We start from the raw sequence: 15364 nt of genomic DNA on the forward strand, positions 1-15364 counted from the left end.
ATCCGCGCCTTCATCAACGGCTGGAACCAACGCTGCCACCCATTGGCCTGGACCAAGACCCCCGACGAGATCCTCACCAAATGCCAACCAAAAACAAACTAACGACACGCGACACTAGACTGGTTGGGTGCCAGCCCCAGACCTCCCGCGACGCCGCTCGCCGCTCGCGCGCGCCATCACGGGACTGACCGTGTTCATCGTGGGGATGGGTACCGTCGTCGGATTCGCCCCGGATCCTTACGGGCGCGCCCAGATGACGGTGCTGCTCATCATGGCCGGCCTCGTGGCCGCCTCCCTGTGGCTGCGGCGGCGGGACCGTCGTGTCTACGAGTGGCGCCTGGCGCAGGCGACGGCCGCGCGCGCCGTCGCCGAGGACCGCCTCGTCATCGCCCGTGAGCTTCACGACGCCGTCTCCGGCAACCTCGGCGCCATCACCGTGCGCTGCGCCGTGGCTCAGCGCCTCGAGACCACCCCCGAGGGCCTGCGCAGTGCCCTCAGCGACGTCGAGACCGCCTCCCGTCAAGCCACCGACGGGCTGCGGCGCATGCTCGCCGTCCTGCGCGACGAGAGCACGCCCCCGACGCCCGGAGCCGTGGCAGAGGTTGCGGCGGTCTCGGCAGCTGCGACGGCCGCTGTGGCCGGCGCGGACTCAGCGGGCGCAGCGGACGCGCCGGGCGGTTCGGGATCCCGGCCGGGTGAGCGGCGTGCCGAGGTGATCGCCGCCGACCTCACCGAGGTCGTCGACCGGGCTCGACGTGCCGGCGTCACGGTCGAGATCGATGCCGACGCCGGCGCAGGTGCGGGGGCGGACACCGATCCGAGCTCGGCGGTCCTTAGCCGTCTCCCCGCCCCAGCAGCCCGGGCCGCCGTCCGGGTCGTGGCCGAGGCGCTGGCCAACACGGCCCGCCACGCCGGCCCAACGTGTGCCCGCGTGACCCTCCGTCAGGGGGCGGGACTGCTGCGCATCGCCGTCGTCGACGACGGTCCGGTCGCCGACTGGAAACCCCAGCCCGGGGCCGGTCAGGGGCTGCGCGGGCTCCACGAGCGCCTGACCGCACTCGGCGGGACGCTGGCCGCCGGCCCCCGCACCGACGCCCCCGGCTTCGCCGTCGAGGCGTCGCTGCCTGATCTCGCGGTCAATGGCGGTCAGACCGTCGGGAGCGTCGGGCTGCCCGATCGGGGGCGGGTCGGGCCGGGGCGCCCGATTAAGGAGCCGCCGGGCTCCAGGTCCGTGTACGAGGAGAGATCCCATGACTGACCTCGTCCCCGGATCGACTGCCGTCCCCATCCGGGTCCTCATCGCCGAGGACCAGGCCCTCCTGCGCTCCACGCTGGCCGCCCTGCTTGAGGCCGAGCCCGGCATGAGCGTCGTCGGCCTGGCCGAGGACGGGGCGCGCGCTCTCGCCCTGGCCGGCGAGTTGCGCCCCGACGTCGTCCTCATGGACATCCAGATGCCCGGCCTGACCGGGATTGAGGCCACCACCCGGATCTGCGCCGACCCGGCGCTGAAGGCCACGCGCGTTCTCATCCTGACCATGTTCGAGATCGACGACTACGTCCTGGGCGCCCTGCGCGCCGGCGCCTGCGGCTTCCTGCTCAAGGACACCGACCCGCAGTCCCTCGTCGACGCGGTGCGCACCGTGCACGAGGGCCAGTCGCTGCTCAGCCCCCAGGTCCTGGCGCGCCTCGTGGCTCGCATGCCGCGTACGGCGGCCGGGGCCTCCGGCAGCGCCCGGGCCGAAGACGTCGAGGCTCTCACGCCCCGCCAGCGCGAGGTGCTCCTGCTCATCGCCCAGGGCCTGTCCAACAGCGAGATCGAGGCCGAGCTCGGCATCACGAGGGCCACCTGCCGCAGCCACATCACCGCGCTCCTGGCCCGCCTGGGTGCCCGAGACCGCGCCCAGCTCGTCATCGCCGCCTACGAGGCGGGACTCGTCAGCCCTCGCTGAAGCCGCCGACCGGTACCGTGGACGCGTCTCCCGACCCTCCGCACCCCGCAGCATGCCTTGCGGTCGTAGGGTAGGGCGCGCGGTCGTACCCTCTACCCCTCGAACGCGCGACCTACCCTACGAACTCAAGCATGAGAGCGCCGCGTCCTCGGGGCGACGCCGGCACATCGCCTCCGAGGACCCGGCCGCCCCAGGAGTACCCGCCGGGAGAGCCCGGCCGGTCGATCTCACCCCCGCTCTTTGAAGACCAGCCGGCGCTGCGCCACATAGCTGGCCACGTAGATGGCCCCGTCGCCCAGGATCTTCGCGATCCCCAGCGGGATCCCAATCGTGGTGAGCGCCTCGAGCATGAGGTAGCTGGCCGCCAGCAGGCTCACCGCCAGCACCACGTAGCGCACCGCCGTGCGCACCACGGTGCCGCGGCGGGCCCGGAAGACCCGGCGGTTCATGAAGAAGTTCGCGGTCCCGGAGATCAGCCGGGCCCCCACGACCGCCGCAAGCAGGTTGCCGGTCATCGCGAAGATCACCATGACGCCCAGCCAGTCGATCCCGAAGCTCGCCAGCGACGCCCCCATGAACCGCAGCAGCGGGGCGTAGATCCGCGCCGAGTCCTGCAACGGCCTGAAGTGCGAGGAGGTGTTGCCCGGCTCGTAGACCGTGGCGATCTCCACCTGCTCCACCACCAGCCCCAGCTCGTGGGCGCGCAGCAGGGCGGAGAGCTCGTACTCGTAACGGTCGCCGGGCACGCTCTGCAACCAGGTCAGGTGCCCGGCTGGGTAGCCGCGCAGCCCCGTCTGGGTGTCGCCCAGCCTCCAGCCGGTCGCGCCGCGGAACAGCAGCGCGGTCACGTCGTTGCCGATCCGGCTGCGCAGCGGCACCGGCCCGGTGAACCGGCGCACCCCCAGGGTCATGTGCCCGGTCTCGCGCACTCTCGCGGCCACGGCCTCAATGTCCGACGGCGTGTGCTGCCCGTCGGCGTCGGCGCACACCACGTCAGCCTCCGGCCAGGTGGCGGCCGCATGAGCCAGACCCGTGCGCAGCGCCTGCCCCTTGCCCCGGTTGACCGGGTAGCTGACCACCTGGGCGCCGCGGGCGCGCGCGGCGGAGAAGAAGGGCGCGTACTGCGGCCCCGAGCCGTCGTCGACGACGAGCACCGCACAGTCCGAGCGAGCCCCGCGCAACCGGGCCACGAGCTCGGCCAGACGCTCGTCGGGCTTGTAGGCCGGGATGAGGACCATCAGCGTCACCGCCGTCCGGGGCCGGGGCGCGCTACCTGTGCGCGGCGCCGCCTGGCTGCCGGTTGCCTGCTTGACGGCGGTCCGGTTGCCGGCGGTCCGGTTCGCCGGGGCGATGACCCGGGGCAGGATGCGCGGTGCCCGGTGAATGCTCGTTCGGGTGTCGGTGCCGTTCATCTCAGGATCCGTTCGCGATGTAGAGGATGTCGGAGGTGTCGCGCTCGCCCCCGTTGGAGGGCTGGTTGATGATCGAGCCGTTGAAGTACATGGCCGAGGAGCCGCCGCCGTCGATGTTGTAGGCGCAGGCGCACCCCAGGTCGGCCATGATCTGGGCGAGCTCGGTCATGGTCACGCCGCGCGAGTAGCCCTCGCTGCGGCCGTCGACGACGACGAGCTTCAGGTGGTTCGTCTCTACCCATCCCACGGCGGTGCGCGGCTGCTTGCCCTGGATGGAGTGGTTGCCGACGTTCGTGTCGACCTCGACCTGGTCGATGCCCGAGAGCACCTGGCCGCCGTTGACCAGCGCCGGCCCGAAGGACAGCGTGTTCCACACGCCCGCGTCCAGGAGCGTCTGCGCGTTGGTGGTGGTCTCGTCGTAGACCTCCACGCGCCCGTCGGTGTAGAAGGCCATGCCGTCGCGCTTGCCGCTGTCGCGGTAGACGACGCCGTTGCGGATGAGGATGCCGTCGCTGCGGAAGCCGTAGTAGTCGCCGTTGATGGCCAGGATCGCGTCGTGCTCGGAGGCGATCACGGTGGGCTTGGCGGTGATGTTGGTGCCGAAGGAGTTGTTGGCGAAGGCGCTGCGCAGGTCGGTGGCGTTGGTGAGCTTGACGTCGGCCACGTAGTAGGTGACCGTGTCGCTGCCCGAGCCGGTGGAGACCTGCTGGATCTCGATGCTCGTGTTGGACGAGGAGTAGGAGTTCTCCCCGACCGTCACGTTGGTGGCCGGGGCGGCCGAGGAGCCGGCGACGGCGCTCTGGGCCTTGGCCTCCAGGGCGGTGACGTCATCGACCTCGACGTGGTCGATGACGAAGCGGTTGAGCGCCCAGGCGCTGGTGCCGGTGGCGGCCAGACCCAGGACTGCGGCGCCGCCCAGGAGGAAACGACGGCGCGGGTGCTTGCGGGACGTCGCCGAACGACGGTTCCGGCCGGACTGGGAGTCCTGGTCCGCCTGGGGCGGCTCGGCCGGGCTGAGGGTGTCGGAGCTGTGCATGGCTCAACCGTGTCGAGGCCATGTGTGCCAGGCGTAGGTTGTCCTTGTGGGTCTCCTGTGAAGCTGTGCGGCTCGGGCCGATCCGTCATTGAAGGCCTCCCAGCCATGTCAACCTGTCCGTCGTCGCACCGGCTGGTCCGAGAGCCGGCGGCACGACGCAGGAAAATGACAGTGCGTCAGGTGTCAATACTTCCAGGGGGTGAGATCTGCGCGCCGAAGTAGTCCTCGAAGTGCTCTGATGTGGCGCGACCTGGGCCTAGGGTGGAGGGTGGGTGCGAGCAGCCGGCGCCCGCGACGTGAGCCTGTGAAGGAGGGGACCGCCGTGTTTTCGGATCGGGGTCGACGTATTTTTCGGATCTTCATCGTGGTGCTCAACTGCGTGGTGGCCGTCATCTCCTTCAGGCGGGGAGACGTGGCGATCGCGGGCCTCTTCATCGCTGTTGCCGCGCTCATCCTGTATCAGCTGATCCGCTCGTCCTCCGACGGCGGTGACGACGGTGACCGCCGTCCTCCCTCGGCCTCATGAGCGCCGTCGACGACGCCCCGGCCCCGCTCCTTGAGGTCGAGGGCCTGTCCGCCTGGTACGAGCGCGACCGACCGGTGCTCACCGACGTGTCCTTCACCCTTGAGCCCGGCGAGGCTGTGGGGCTCGTCGGCCTCAACGGTGCCGGCAAGACCACGATGCTCACCTCCCTGTGCGACGTCCATCGCGGGGCGCGCCTCGGCGCCCTGCGCTATCGGGGGCGGGACGTGCGCCCGGGCGACGAGCGCTTCAAGGCCGCCCGCTACCTCAGCCTGGCCGACGACGACTCCTTTCCCACCTGGAACCTGGAGGCCTTCATCGGCTTCCTGGAGCGCGCCTACCGCCAGCGCCCGGAGCGCGGCCGACTCGAGGAGCTGATCGAGGGCTTCGACTACGGCCGCTACCGAACCACCTCCTTCTCCCGGCTCTCCAGCGGCTCACGCAAGAAGGCCGGCCTCATCGCCGCCTTCTACCTGAGCACGCCCCTGCTCCTCCTGGACGAGCCCGTCGACTTTCTCGACTTCACCGCCACCGAGTTCCTGTACCGCGCCATCAACGAGGCCGCAGCGTCCGGCCGCTCGATCCTGCTCAGCTCCCACATCGCCGAGTCCTTCACCCGCTGCACCCGGCGCCTCTACGTGCTCTCCGCCGGCCGGATGACCGGCCCCTTCGCCACCCCCGAGGACTCCGATGCCGTGGCGTCGCTGGTCGGTTAGCCGGGCCGCCCTGACGGCGGTGACCGGCCAGTTCGTGGGGCGCCGGACCGCCCTGGGCGCCGTCATCCTGTGCGCCCTGGCCGCCTGGTTCGGGGTCTCGACCGGCGTGAGTGTCGATTCCCGCGTCGCGGTCACGGGGCTCGTCCTGGCCGCCGTCGGCCAGACGGCCACAATCACCTCGGCCTGGATCGGCTCCGGACGCTGGGACGAGCTGGCCCGCTTCCCGCTCCGGCGCGGCGAGCTCGCCCGAGCCACGTGTCTCGTGGCCGACACCGTCGTCCTGCTCGAGGTGACCGCGCCCATCACCCTGCTCGTCCTGCTGGCCGGGCGCGGTGGGGCCGGCGGGAGGCTCGACGCCGGCGCCGCGCTGCTGGCCGTCGAGATGCTCGCCGTCGGACTCGGGGCCGCGGCGCTGGGACTGACCCTGTGGGCGGGGGAGTCGAGCGGGCTGCGCGCCGCCGCCGGCGGGGCCCTCGCCGCAGGGGTGGCCGCCTGGTGGGTGGTTCCCGCGGCCTCGGCTGCTCTCTTCCTAGGTGCCGGCCTCGCCGCGATCACCTGCGCCAGTGGACTGCGGGCGCGGCGCACGCAGGTGGGCACCGTCCGGGGTGGTCGCCGCAGTCTGCTCCTGGGCGAGCTGGCGACCGTGCGCACTACGCAGGTCAACACCCTGGTCATGCTCGTCGTCGCGCTCGTCTTCACGTACACCATGACCGATCGCGGCCTGACGCTCCCGCTGCCCCTGGCCTTCGTCGTCGTCAACACGCCACTGAACGCCTACTTCTCCCGCTACCTCAACACGCGCGCCGTGGTGCTGGCCGCGCCCGGCTCACGGCGGGTCCTTGCGGCCTACGCCAGGGACCTCACGCTGTTGTATATGGCGTCCAATTGTGTTGTGGGTGCACTGCTCGTCTGGCGGGGCGGCAGTCTTGCTGAGAGCGTTGCGGCCGCAGTCGCGGCCTCGCTCGCCGGAGCGACGACGGCGGTCCTCCTGGAGGTCTACCGGCCGCTGACGAGCTGGAAGTCCGAGCGCGACGTCATGCGCCACCCGCGCAAGTACCTCCCGCCGCTCGCCGCGCTGCTCGCCGTCCTGGCCGTCCGCGCCGTCTGCTCCCTCGCGGCGCAGTAACGGGGCGTGTCGCTCGTGCTGCCCCCCGGGGGAAACATCCAGATAGTCCCTGCGTTATTTGTCCTGTCTTACTAAATTGAAGTTTATCCCTTGGCAAATTAACTGAGGTAACCCTAAGGTCCTAGGCGATCCGCTTCCGCCTTCGCGTCACCAAAGGACTCCTATGCGCCGTCGTACCCTGCTCATGGCCCTTCCGCTCACCGCCGTGCTCGCCGGCTGCGGAGTCACCTCCCGCGCCGGCAAGGGTTCCAGCAGCGGCGTGTCCGCAGGCGCCTCAGGCGGTGGCTTCGAGGTCACCGACGTCACCGGCCGCAAGGTCGCCTTCGAGACCCAGCCCACCAACATCGTCCTGAGCGAGTCCCGGCACGTCTACTCCCTGGCCTTCCTCAACAAGGCCAACCCCATCGACAAGGTGGTCGCCTGGGGCGAGGACCTGCAGAAGGCCGCACCGGACTTCTACGACAAGGTCGTCGCCGTCGCCCCCAAGGCCGCCGAGCTGCCGACCATCGGCTCCATCGCCAAGGACAACCTCCCCATCGAGACCCTCGTCAAGTACAAGCCCGACGTCTTCGTCATGACCCTGGACGTCTACAATGCGGCCAAGGAGAAGGGCTACCTCGACAAGCTCGACGGCCAGAAGATCACCTACGTCGTCACCGACTTCCGCCGCGACCCGGTCAAGAACACCGTCCCCTCGGTCACCCTCCTGGGCGCCCTGTTCGACAGGCGCAAGGAGGCCGAGGCCTTCGTCTCGTTCTACAAGCAGCACGTCGACCCCGTCGTCGAGAAGGCGAAGTCCCTGACCACCAGACCCACCACCTTCCTGTGGCGCGGCCCGGGAGTCAACGACCCCGGCTCCACCTACTCCACCGCCAACATGGGTGCGATCGTCACCGCCACCGGCGGCACCAACATCGCCGACAGCCTCCTGTCCGGCGAGGAGGGCGTCCTCACCCCCGAGCAAGTCATCGCCTCCAACCCCCAGAACATCATCGCCACCGGCGGCGAGTGGCAGAACCAGAAGATCAAGGACACCGCCCAGACCAGCTACGTCCACCTCGGCTACAAGGCCGACGACGCCTCCGCCAAGGCCAGCCTGGAGCAGCTGAGGAATCAGCCCGGATACGACCAGATCCAGGCCTTCACCGATCGGCGCGTCTACGGCATCTACCACCAGTTCTACGACGCCCCCTACAACTTCATCGCCTACCTCACCTTCGCCAAGTGGCAGAACCCCGAGGCCTTCGCCGACATCGACCCGGAGGCCGTCTGGAAGGACTTCCACGGGCAGTACATGCCGTGGAAGGCCGAGGGCGTCTTCTTCACCTCCATCTGATGGGCACCCCGAACACTCAGGTCCCCTCCGGTGACGCCGCTGGCGATGCCGACGACGTCGACGCCGCGGCCTCCGGGCTCGACGGCGCGGCAGCCGGCGCGGCCGAGCCGCCTGCTCAGACGACCGGGAGGGAGGCCGCCCCTGCGGACGGGTCGACCACTGCGTCGTCGGCCTACTCCGCCTACCGGCGTCGGACCCTGCGGCGCATCGCGACGCTGACCGGTCTGACGGGGCTGCTCCTAGCGGTCTTCCTGACGGCCCTCATGGTAGGGCCACTGGGGTTCGGCCCCGGACAGGTGCTCGGCTCCCTCTTCTACGCCGACTACGACCCGTGGGTGGCCAACATCGTCGTCAACCTGCGCCTGCCCCCGGCGCTGCTGGCGGTGCTGGTGGGCGGGGCGCTGTCGCTGGCCGGTGTCCAGATGCAGACGATTCTCGACAACCCCCTGGCCGAGCCCTTCACCCTGGGGATCTCGGCGGCCTCGGCCCTGGGGGCGGCGCTGGCGATCGTCACCGGGCTCGTGCTGCCGGTGGCCACCGGGGCGACCCTGCCAATCGCGGCGATGACGGCGGGGCTGGCGGCCTCCCTGGCCATCGCGATGGTCTCGCGCCTGCCCTCGGTGACCAAGGAGATGACGATCCTGCTGGGCATCGCACTGGTCTTCAGCTGCCAGGCGCTCCTGGCGCTCGTGCAGTACCGCGCCTCCACCGAGAGCCTCCAGCAGATCGTCTTCTGGTCGATGGGCTCCCTCATGCGCGCCACCTGGCCGGCCGTCATCACCGTGACGGTGGCGCTGCTCGTGGCCACCCCCGTCTTCTGGGTCAACGGCTGGCGGCTGACCGCCATCACCCTGGGGGAGGCCCGCGCCGCGGCCATGGGCATCAACGTTGCGCGCGTGCGCTCCTGGACCCTGGTCGGGGTGGCGCTGCTGGCCGCCCTGTCCGTGGCCTTCGTCGGGATCATCGGCTTCGTGGGGCTCGTGGGCCCGCACATGGCTCGCGGCCTGGTGGGGGAGGACCAGCGCTTCCTCGTACCCGCCTCGATCCTGGCCGGATCCACCCTGCTGACCGCCGCCCACGCCGCCAGTCAGATCATCGTGCCGGGCGTGGCCGTACCCGTCGGCATCCTCACCGCGCTGGTGGGCGTGCCGGTGTTCCTCGCCATCATCTTCGGACGCCAGCACTCGGCCGTCAGGAGCGGATCATGAGCCTGACCCTGGACAACCTCACCTTCTCCTACGGCAGGCGGGCGGTCCTCAAGGGCGTCGACGCCACCTGGGAGACAGGACAGATGGTCGGCCTGCTCGGCCCCAACGGGGCCGGCAAGTCCACCCTGGTCACCTGCGTGGCCCAGCTGCGCCGCTACCTGGGGGAGGTCACCTTCGAGGGCCACCGGGGCCGGGACCTGCGCGGCATGATCGGCTACATGCCGCAGGGCCTGCCCGGCGACGCCGCCCTGACCGCCCTGGAGTCGGTGCTCACCGCCTCACGGCGCGGCATGACCTGGCACACGAGCCGGGCCGACATCGACCTGGCCTGGGGCGCCCTGGACGAGCTCGGCGTGGCCGAGCTGGCCGACCGGCCGCTGGGCCAGCTCTCCGGCGGGCAGCGCCAGCTCGTCGCTCTGGCTCAGACGCTCGTGCGCCGCCCCGGGCTCATCCTGCTCGACGAGCCCACCTCCGCCCTCGACCTGCGCCGCCAGGTCTCGGTGCTCTCCCACGTGCGTCGGATCTGCCACCGGGATACCGGACGCCTCGCCGTCGTCGCCCTGCACGATCTCAACCTGGCGGCCCGCTTCTGCGACCGCCTCGCCGTGCTCGCCGACGGGAAGGTCCTGGCCGAGGGGCCGCCCGCCGAGGTGCTCCAGCCCGACACCCTCGCCGAGGTCTACGGCCTGCGGGTGCGGATCGTGCCCGACGGCGACCACGTCATGGTCGCCCCCGAGACCGATCAGGGTGCCTGAGCCGGAGGGCTTCTGCGGTCAGCTGCTCCGGCGTTGAAGGAGAGGCGCCAGCAAGATGCCGGCCCAGCCGAGCGCCAGGTGGGCAAGGCTGGCTCCTGCGACGCTGACGAGAACGACGTCGTCTCCCTGCATTGCCCGGATGACGCCGATGACGAAGCCGATCCAGAGCATCGGAACCGCTACGCCCCACAGCGCGAGATACCGATGCTGCCGAATGCAGGCGCGAAGCATCCGCAGGCAGCGGCCCCTGAAATAAAGATGGAAAGTCTGAATCCGCGTGATGGTCGCCCAGCATGTGAGGGTCGCCGTCAGAACCAGAGGGAGAAGAAGGATCCCGTTGGGTAGATTCGCCAGTCTGACCGGAACCAGGAGCGTCACTGCCAGTAGGGCGCACCAGAACTGCCCGACGTGAGGCACGCTCATGAACTTGATGAGGAAGGAGTTAACCGCGGTGCTTGCCCTGGCGGGGTTGGGGGCGTGGGCGGTGTAGGCGGCGAGGGCTTTGGCGGCCTCACGAGGGTTCACACCGCGATTGAGCATGTCGAACTGAAGCAAGAGGGCATCCTCGCACCGGGGATCGAGCCTGAGTGCCTCCTGCAAGGAGAGGTTGGCCGCCTCGGGATCGGACGATCTCAGTGCGGCCGCAAGGACCGCGTGGTTGTCGGCACTCTCCGGTGCGAGCCTGAGCGCCTCGCGGGCGTAGAGCAGGGCCTCCTCCGTACGTTCCATCCTGGTCAGCGCCGTGGCCATGAGGTAAAACGGTGAGTCATTCTCGGGGGACAGTTCCAGGGCGGTTCTCAAGGGTCGCTCCGCCTCCGCCTCCCTGTCCTGGTGGACCAGGGCGTAAGCGAGAAGCTGGTGGGCTTCGGACGCATGCGGTAGCTCCGCGATTGCTCTACGGGCCGCGGTCTCCGCATCCTCGAGTCGACCCGCCCCGCTGTAGGCGTATGCCAGAGCCATGTACGTGGCTCCAGCGTTGCTCGGGTGACTAGCAAGCAGGCGGGTGAGGATCTGCGAGGCCCGCTCATCCTGGCCGGCCTCGATCAGCCGGCTGGCCCGAGTGATTTCCTGGGTGTACACGTCATCGCTCATAGCAGGCGGTGCCGTTTCATCCACTTGCGCAGCTCCTCATACTCCCCGGAGGCATCGGAGTACTCGACGACCGCACGCGCCGTCTCGAACCAGGGGCCGGACGAGGGGCGGATCTCCTTGAGCGCCGCGTACATGTCCTGCATGGTCATGAGCCGAGGCCGGCCGGTGCGCACCGAGTCCATCAGCGCCTTCTCCGCAGCGGAGTCGCACACGTGCGACAGGTCCGCGCCGGTGAGCCCCTCGGTCTTGCGGGCCAGGGCCCGCAGGTCGATGCCCTCCACGGGGCGCTCACGCAAGTGGGTGTGCAGGATGGCGGCGCGCGCCGGCTCATCCGGCGGCAGGACGAGCAGCGTGCGGTCCAGCCGCCCCGGCCGGCGCAGCGCCGGGTCGATGTCCCAGGGGGCGTTGGTCGCCGCCAGCAGGTAGACGCCCTCGTTGTTGCTGCTCACGCCGTCGAGCTCCTCGAGAAGCTGATTGACGGTGCTGCGCATGCTCGAGCTGCGTGCGAGCGAGCGCTTGATGCCGATGGCGTCGAGCTCGTCGAGGAAGAGGACGCAGGGAGCATGGGCGCGTGCCTGCTGGAAGATGCTGTGGAGGTTGGCCTCGGAGTTGCCGATATAGGGGTCGAGGATGTCGGAGATCGTCACCGACAGGAATCCCGCCCCCATCTCACCGGCGATCGCGCGGGCGATGAAGGTCTTCCCCGTTCCCGGCGGACCGTACAGGAGCAGGCCGCCGCGCAGGCTCTTGCCGTAGAGGCGGCGCAGCTCGGGATTGCGCATGGGCGCCAGGAAGGAGGCCTCCAGCCGGTTCTTGACCTCGGTCATGCCGCCGACGTCGGCCAGGCAGACACCGGCGCGCTCCACCTCCCAGTCCGCCGGGCGGCTGTGGCCGTCGGCACTGACCGGGCGAGGCTCGGAGAGAGCCGGGTCAGAGCCGGAGGATCCGGACGGCACGGAGGATCCGGACGGCACGGAGGACACGAAGGGCGCGGCCGGTCCGCCGTCGAGGTCCTCCTCGGCCCGGCGCCAGTCGAAGTCCCCGGTGCCCTCCGATGGTGGCGAGCTGCTGGGAGCCGGAGCCTCCGGCGACCCGGACTCCGGGGGAACGGCGACCTCCAAGGGCGCCGGGGCGCCGGACGGCGCCTGCTCGCTGGGGACCTGAACGGCCTGCGGCGAGAGTGCCCTGGTCATGAGGGCGCGGGCGGCGTCGTCGGTAGGGGCGTGCTGAAGGGCGATGGCGCAGTGCGTGACCGCCTCGGCGTTGCGGCCGGCCCCGATGAGGAGCTCGGCCAGGTGGGCTCGTAGCCGGACGTCGTCGGGAGCGGCCTCGACGGCGCGTGTCAGAGAATCAATAAGCGGGTCGGTCACCGAGTCAGTGTAGGGGCGGGCAGTGACACGAATACCGGCCAGTACCTGTGGCGCTCGCCCGCTCCTGGCGTGCACTGCATCACGTGCTCGCGCACTGACGCACCGGCCGGAGACCTCCCTACCCTCGGGGCATGACACCATCGCCGGGCGCCCCCGCCGACAGTGGGCTGCGGGCGACCTTCCCCACCACGCTCCTCATCGCCCTGGCCGCGCTCGCGGCCGTCGCGCCCCTGGCCACCGACGCCTACCTGCCGGCCTTCGCCCAGATGGCCGACGACCTGGGCGTCTCCGCCTCCAGCGTCCAACTGACGATGACAACCTTCCTCGTGGGGATCGCGCTGGGCCAGCTGACCATCGGGGTCCTGTCCGACCGCTTCGGCCGGCGCCCCCTCCTGCTGTGGGGCAGCGTGCTGGCCCTGGCCGCCAGCATCGGCGCCGCCCTGGCCCCGAACCTGCCCGTTCTCCTGGGAGCCCGCCTCCTCCAGGGGCTCGGCGGGGCGGCCGGCATGGTCCTGGGGCGGGCGGTCATCTCCGACCGCTCCCGCGGGATCACCGCCGCCCAGGCCCTCAGCGTCGTCATGGCGATTCAGGGGATCGCCCCCGTGGTCGCGCCGATCCTCGGCGGGGTGCTCGTCGAGCCCATCGGGTGGCGCGGGATCCTGGGGGTCGTCGCCGCCTTCACCGGGGTGCTCGTGCTCATGGTCGCCCTCTGGGTGCCCGAGTCCCTGCCCCCCGAGCAGCGCCACGACGGCGGCCTGAGGATCCTCCTCGACGGCACCCGCGAGCTCGCGCGCGACCACGTCCTCGTGCGCCTGCTGCTCATCAACGCCCTGTCCTTCGGGCTGCTCATGGCCTACCTGTCCGCCGCGCCCTTCGTGCTGCGCAACGTCCTGGGCATGGGGACGGTGGCCTACACGGCGGTCTTCGGCCTGTGCGGGGCGACGGTCACGGTGACGATCGCGGTGGCGGCCTCCCTGGTGCGCCGCTTCTCCCAGGCCCGCCAGGTGCGCGTCGGGCTCATCGCGGTGCTGGCCGTCGACGTCGTCTTCGCCGCCGTCTGCCTCATCTGGCTGCGCGAGCCGGTGACGGGGGCGGGGCGGGTGCCGCTGACGGTGGCGGTCGTGGCGCTCTTCCTGGCCCACGTGGCCTGCCTGGGGCTGTCGATGGGCAACGCCCCGGCGCTCGCACTGGACCGCACCGGCCGGTGGGCGGGAACCGGCAGCGCGCTGCTCGGCTTTCTGCAGTTCGTCGTCGGCGGGCTCGTCAGCCCGCTGGTGGGACTGACCGGGGAGGCCAGCGGCGTCGCCTTCGGCGTCGTCATCGTGGTCCTCGGTGTCCTCGCCAACGCCCTGGCTGTCTTCGGGGTGCGCGACCGGGGCGAGAAGGAGCGCCTGGCGGCCCAGGAGTCCGAGCGCCGCACGCGCCGCCTGGGGCAGTGACGGCTCCGGTCCGTCGGCGCCCATCGACTGCATGAGGTTCTGTGCGTATGTCCGGCTGGAGGGGGCCTCTCCAGCCGTCGACGTCGCGGTCGTGCCTTAGGTCGTGCGGTCGAGGGGTAGAGGGTGCGACCGTGCGACCTGCCCTACGAACACGCGGACGCTCAGGGCGCTGCGCGCAGCCGCGTCGTCGGCAGAGGCAGCTCGATGGCGCCGACGAGGTCCACGGACTTGGCGATGCCGGCCGACAGGTCCTCCATCGCCCTGGACACGATCACGCGGTCCCGGTGGATCTCGCGGATCCTGACTCGCGCCCAGGTCTCCTCGCCCGTCTGCGGATCCTGCTCCTGAAGGAGCCAGTCCTCCGCCAGGAGCCGCAGACCGATCGCGTCCAGGACAGCCTCGGCCTCGTCGAGGTCCATTGCCGCGCCCCTGCGGATCCACAGCAGGTCGTACGGGACGAACCGGCCGTCACCGGTCATCTCGATGTAGCCCACGTGCTCGCCGTCCTCGCGGCGCAGGTGCTCGAAGATGTCCTCGGGCGCGGGAAGGTCGGCCTGTGCCTCGGACTGGGCGCTCATACCCGCGAGGCTACCGGACCCCATGAGTATGAAGCTGGTGACATGAAAGAAAGGAGGGGATGTCAGTGGGAGCCGGCCATGATCTCGACCCGTGCCCGGTGCCCACTTGTGTCGAGCTTCCGATCGCAGGTCACCAGAGGCGGGGCGAAGACGATCATCGCCTTGAGGTCCGCAGCACGTTGACAATGCGCTCGGCATCGGGACCCTCGGTTCGGTCCTGATGCCGCAGGCGGTCGGCGACCTGTGCATTGGTGGGACGGGCGGCAAGTGCGGCGACGTCGACCTCATCGATCATGACCGGCTCGTAGTCCTCGAAACGAGCGGCCAGCTCGTCGGCGTGCGCCAGAATCTCGGCCTCTCCCAGGCCGTGCTTCAGTGCCGATCGGGCAATGATCGGATCGTCCACAACTCCAAGGTAGCTTGCGATCTGCTCTTTGGTCGAGGGGTTGAGGTGTTGAGGCGGTGTTGGCGGTGGCTGCCATGTCCGCAGCAGATGCGCAGGTGTCACGACGGGCGACTATTCGGGAGCGGGGGCGGCGTTCGGTGGGGTGGATGTCGAGGATCTCGGAGGCATCTGTGCAGGTCGGAGGGCTCTGGGTGCGGAGGGGTAGTCATGGCTGGCTTCGAAAAGTCTCCCGTCGTGACACTTTCCGCAGGATCGCTGGGCTTTGGGGTGGGTGGGGTCAGGTGGGATGGCCCCTGGAGGGCTGGGATGGGCCGGGTCGGGGCGGCCTGGGGTGAGCTGCACCCGCATGCGTGCCGCAGGTCACTGAACCTTCCTGGAATGGATCGCTGGTCCCCGAGGTTGAGCCAGTCAGACTCAA

General features: G+C 70.4%; 15 protein-coding genes and 1 pseudogene. 10 read left to right on the top strand and 6 right to left on the bottom strand.

All coding sequences use genetic code 11. From position 1 onward, the window contains the following. The 3 genes and pseudogenes from HCR68_RS14230 to HCR68_RS08025 form a co-directional block, all read left to right on the top strand. Window positions 1–118 (top strand): annotated as a pseudogene (locus HCR68_RS14230) (IS630 family transposase); the annotation flags it as partial. A 9-nt stretch (window positions 119–127) separates the two neighbouring features. Beyond that, on the top strand, window positions 128–1258 hold the full coding sequence (locus HCR68_RS08020; protein ID WP_167148410.1) for a sensor histidine kinase: 1131 nt from the start codon (window positions 128–130) through the stop codon (window positions 1256–1258). Beyond that, window positions 1251–1949 (top strand): response regulator transcription factor, encoded by a 699-nt coding sequence (locus tag HCR68_RS08025; RefSeq protein ID WP_167148412.1) that lies wholly within the window; start codon window positions 1251–1253, stop codon window positions 1947–1949. The genes HCR68_RS08020 and HCR68_RS08025 overlap by 8 nt, the downstream gene beginning before the upstream one ends. A gap of 227 nt (window positions 1950–2176) precedes the next feature. Here the strand turns inward: HCR68_RS08025 and HCR68_RS08030 are convergent, their stop codons facing one another. Further along, window positions 2177–3361, bottom strand: coding sequence for a bifunctional glycosyltransferase family 2/GtrA family protein (locus HCR68_RS08030; protein ID WP_167148414.1), 1185 nt, complete (start codon window positions 3359–3361; stop codon window positions 2177–2179). A 1-nt stretch (window position 3362) separates the two neighbouring features. Beyond that, on the bottom strand, window positions 3363–4397 hold the full coding sequence (locus tag HCR68_RS08035; RefSeq protein WP_167148416.1) for a phosphodiester glycosidase family protein: 1035 nt from the start codon (window positions 4395–4397) through the stop codon (window positions 3363–3365). 322 nt (window positions 4398–4719) lie between these two features. Between HCR68_RS08035 and HCR68_RS08040 the strand changes: the two genes are divergently transcribed. From HCR68_RS08040 to HCR68_RS08065, 6 genes are all read left to right on the top strand, one after another. After that, window positions 4720–4923, top strand: coding sequence for a hypothetical protein (locus HCR68_RS08040; RefSeq protein WP_167148418.1), 204 nt, complete (start codon window positions 4720–4722; stop codon window positions 4921–4923). Continuing rightward, window positions 4920–5636: an ATP-binding cassette domain-containing protein gene (locus tag HCR68_RS08045; RefSeq protein ID WP_167148420.1), complete on the top strand. Its 717-nt coding sequence runs from the start codon at window positions 4920–4922 to the stop codon at window positions 5634–5636. Before HCR68_RS08040 ends, HCR68_RS08045 begins: the two co-directional genes overlap by 4 nt. After that, window positions 5611–6762 (top strand): hypothetical protein, encoded by a 1152-nt coding sequence (locus HCR68_RS08050; protein ID WP_167148422.1) that lies wholly within the window; start codon window positions 5611–5613, stop codon window positions 6760–6762. The genes HCR68_RS08045 and HCR68_RS08050 overlap by 26 nt, the downstream gene beginning before the upstream one ends. Window positions 6763–6925: 163 nt before the next feature. Then, entirely contained in the window at window positions 6926–8098 is a 1173-nt protein-coding gene (locus HCR68_RS08055) for an ABC transporter substrate-binding protein (RefSeq protein ID WP_167148424.1), read from the top strand. Continuing rightward, a complete protein-coding gene (locus tag HCR68_RS08060; protein ID WP_167148426.1) occupies window positions 8098–9306 on the top strand; it encodes an iron ABC transporter permease in 1209 nt (402 codons plus the stop codon). Before HCR68_RS08055 ends, HCR68_RS08060 begins: the two co-directional genes overlap by 1 nt. After that, complete coding sequence (locus HCR68_RS08065) at window positions 9303–10061, top strand: ABC transporter ATP-binding protein (protein ID WP_167148429.1); 759 nt, start codon at window positions 9303–9305, stop codon at window positions 10059–10061. The genes HCR68_RS08060 and HCR68_RS08065 overlap by 4 nt, the downstream gene beginning before the upstream one ends. Window positions 10062–10079: 18 nt before the next feature. On the opposite strand, the gene HCR68_RS08070 is transcribed toward HCR68_RS08065, so the two are convergent. Beyond that, on the bottom strand, window positions 10080–11153 hold the full coding sequence (locus HCR68_RS08070) for a tetratricopeptide repeat protein (protein WP_167148431.1): 1074 nt from the start codon (window positions 11151–11153) through the stop codon (window positions 10080–10082). Then, window positions 11150–12523: an AAA family ATPase gene (locus HCR68_RS08075; RefSeq protein ID WP_167148433.1), complete on the bottom strand. Its 1374-nt coding sequence runs from the start codon at window positions 12521–12523 to the stop codon at window positions 11150–11152. Before HCR68_RS08075 ends, HCR68_RS08070 begins: the two co-directional genes overlap by 4 nt. A 131-nt stretch (window positions 12524–12654) precedes the next feature. Between HCR68_RS08075 and HCR68_RS08080 the strand changes: the two genes are divergently transcribed. Further along, window positions 12655–13962 carry a multidrug effflux MFS transporter gene (locus tag HCR68_RS08080; RefSeq protein WP_167148436.1) on the top strand — a complete coding sequence of 436 codons (1308 nt, stop codon included), beginning with the start codon at window positions 12655–12657 and terminating at the stop codon, window positions 13960–13962. Window positions 13963–14123: 161 nt separating this feature from the next. Here the strand turns inward: HCR68_RS08080 and HCR68_RS08085 are convergent, their stop codons facing one another. Both HCR68_RS08085 and HCR68_RS08090 read right to left on the bottom strand, forming a co-directional pair. Further along, a complete protein-coding gene (locus tag HCR68_RS08085; protein ID WP_167148438.1) occupies window positions 14124–14540 on the bottom strand; it encodes a serine/threonine protein phosphatase in 417 nt (138 codons plus the stop codon). A gap of 154 nt (window positions 14541–14694) precedes the next feature. After that, window positions 14695–14946: a hypothetical protein gene (locus HCR68_RS08090; RefSeq protein ID WP_167148408.1), complete on the bottom strand. Its 252-nt coding sequence runs from the start codon at window positions 14944–14946 to the stop codon at window positions 14695–14697. Window positions 14947–15364: the final 418 nt, after the last annotated feature.

Source organism: Actinomyces sp. ZJ308 (genome assembly GCF_011752065.1).
Taxonomy (GTDB): domain Bacteria; phylum Actinomycetota; class Actinomycetes; order Actinomycetales; family Actinomycetaceae; genus Actinomyces.